This is a genomic window from Kurthia zopfii (assembly GCF_003143955.1).
Taxonomy (GTDB): Bacteria; Bacillota; Bacilli; order Bacillales_A; family Planococcaceae; genus Kurthia; species Kurthia zopfii.
In genome coordinates, this window is record NZ_QFVS01000076.1 from 1 (window position 1) to 2,396 (window position 2,396).

Consider the following 2,396-nt stretch of genomic DNA (forward strand, 5'->3'; position numbering starts at 1 on the left):
TTGTGTAGTGCAAGATAGAAGTACAGAGTTTTGAAAGGAATAAGTACATAACGCTGCAATTGTAAAATAATAATAAAAGGCTTGCCAGCCTTCCAAAATTTCTCTACTGTATTGGTGTCGAATCAAATCAGTGGAGGTTGAGAGGAATGCTGGCAATGCCTGAAATCAATTGTATCAAATTAATGAGGAATCAGAAATCATTATCTATAAATCACATAGCAAAAACGTTACATCTTAATTGGAGAACTGTTAAAAAGTATGCGGATGAAGACCAACTGCCTCAAGAGAAAGTGTTGAAAAGATCCGGTATGATGTACGAAGAAAAATGGGGAGAAATTGTTAGTGATTGGCTTTGGGAAGATCAAAAGCTAAAGAGAAAGAAACGGAGAACAAACCAAGGGATCTTTACTGGGCTACAAGCTCTAGGATTCAAAGGTTCCTATCGGACCGTATCGTACTTTATTAAAGAGTGGCGAGAAAGTAGAGAGGATATTGAAGATGAAACTACAGATAAAAACTATGAGCGTCTTATACATCCGCCTGCAGAAGCGCAGTTAGATTTCGGGTTAATGGAAGCTGTACAAGATGGTAAGTATCGTGATATTCACTGTTTAATTATGACCCTACCGTTCAGTAATGATGCCTATTCAATTCCGTTACCATCAGAAAATCAAGAATGTCTTCTCTATGGACTCAAGAAAATATTTCAGCAGCTAGGTGGCGTACCAAGAAAAATCCGAATCGACAACATGGTAACCGCTGTCACTAAACCAAGAAATAAACACGAAGAAACTGTGTTTGCAAATGAATTCTTACAGTTTGCGAATCATTACGGATTCGAACCTCAAGCCTGTAATCCGTATTCAGGACACGAGAAAGGAAATGTAGAAAATAAAGTTGGCTATGTTCGATATAACTTCATCACGCCCGCACCAGTTATAGAGAACTTGGAACATCTGACGAACTTATTGCAGCAAAAGCATACAAAAGATCGAGAACGAATTCATTATGAGAAGAAAATCTCGATACAAAAACTTTTGGAGGAAGAATTTGAATACTTATTGGCTCTACCAGATGAAGAATTCCCCGTGTTTAAAGAGAATAAGGTTCAGTCTAATAAGTATGGTGAAATCACTTTAGATAAAGTGAGAGTCTATATTCCAAGAGGAAATAACTATCCATCCTTATCTATTGTGAAATATTGGAACCGATTCAAAGTACTATCTCCTCACGGAGAGATTCTATATGAAGACAACCGTCCTTATATGCATAAGAATCGCGAGATTCCCTGGCAATCAATCTTAAAATCTTGGTTAAGTAAACCGCGTGCAGTAAGCTATTCACGGTTCTCTCCGTATCTTCCAGGTCGTATTTATGAATACATCAATATCTCAAATCTGACGATTCGTAAAGAACGTTTACATTGGTTAATAGCGCTATTAGTAACTCATAATATGAACCAAATCAATGATGAATTCTACGACCTCTTGAGTAGCCAATCCGAAAGCTTAAAAGAACCTGAAGAGCATCCTTATGATGTTAATTGGAGTATGTATGATCAGTTACAAAGTACGTCACAGATTGAAGGTGAAACTCCATGACTTCTAATCTGAAAAGTATTTGTAAAACATTACGCTTGGCTTATGTGAATGAGATTTACGAAGATATCCCTTTCGAGAATCCTACTCAATTTTTAGATGAGTTGTTTCAAAAGGAACTTCAATTCCGAGAGGAAGCAAAATCAGAACGTTTAATAAAGAAAGCTAAATTTACTCAGAAGAAGTCACTTTCTTCATTTCAATGGAATGAACAAATTCATTTTCCAGCACACATTGATAGTGAGGAACTATGTAAGATAGACTTTATCGGTCGTAGAGAGAACTTGATATTAACTGGAGCACCAGGTACAGGGAAAACACATCTCGCAACTGGCATAGGTTATGAGGCCTGTAAGCGTGGATTAGAAGTACGCTTTTACAGAGTTTCTGATCTCGCTGAATCATTGGAAAAAGCATGGCGCGACGGAAAATTAGCGCAGTTTAGAGGTCGATTCAAAAGTGTGGATTTAATTATTTTAGATGAGATGGGATACGTACCCTTCAACAAGGAAGGAGCTGAGCTCCTTTTCCAACTTATTTCAGATTGGTACGAACAGAAAAGCTTGATTATCACGTCAAACCTGGAGTTTAGTCAATGGAATCGTGTATTTAGTGATTCTAGACTAACTGCCGCATTAGTAGATCGTGTGATCCATCACGCTCACATTTTGAATTTTACTGGAGATAGTTTTAGAGTTACAAACGCTTTATCGCGACAAAGATAAAAACTAAATTGAAGGCTGGCAAGCTTGTGTATTTTTCATTGCAAACTTATGCACTTTCTTCTTGCAAAACACA

2 protein-coding genes are annotated in these 2,396 nt (G+C 37.3%); both read left to right on the forward strand.

Annotated features, from left to right (window positions below; translation table 11 throughout):
- Positions 1 to 146 precede the first annotated feature (146 nt).
- The gene (gene istA / locus DF281_RS14350) at positions 147 to 1,601 is read left to right on the forward strand and encodes an IS21 family transposase (RefSeq protein ID WP_109350940.1); all 1,455 of its coding nucleotides are present in this window, start codon (positions 147 to 149) and stop codon (positions 1,599 to 1,601) included.
- Positions 1,598 to 2,323 carry an IS21-like element helper ATPase IstB gene (istB, locus tag DF281_RS14355; RefSeq protein WP_085428212.1) on the forward strand — a complete coding sequence of 242 codons (726 nt, stop codon included), beginning with the start codon at positions 1,598 to 1,600 and terminating at the stop codon, positions 2,321 to 2,323. Before istA ends, istB begins: the two co-directional genes overlap by 4 nt.
- The last annotated feature ends 73 nt before the right edge of the window (positions 2,324 to 2,396 follow it).

What these genes read in the sequence shown, in the direction of transcription:
- istA (WP_109350940.1), top strand. Translation starts at nt 147, where the DNA reads ATGCTGGCAATGCCTGAAATCAATTGTATCAAATTAATGAGGAATCAG.
- istB (WP_085428212.1), top strand. Translation starts at nt 1,598, where the DNA reads ATGACTTCTAATCTGAAAAGTATTTGTAAAACATTACGCTTGGCTTAT.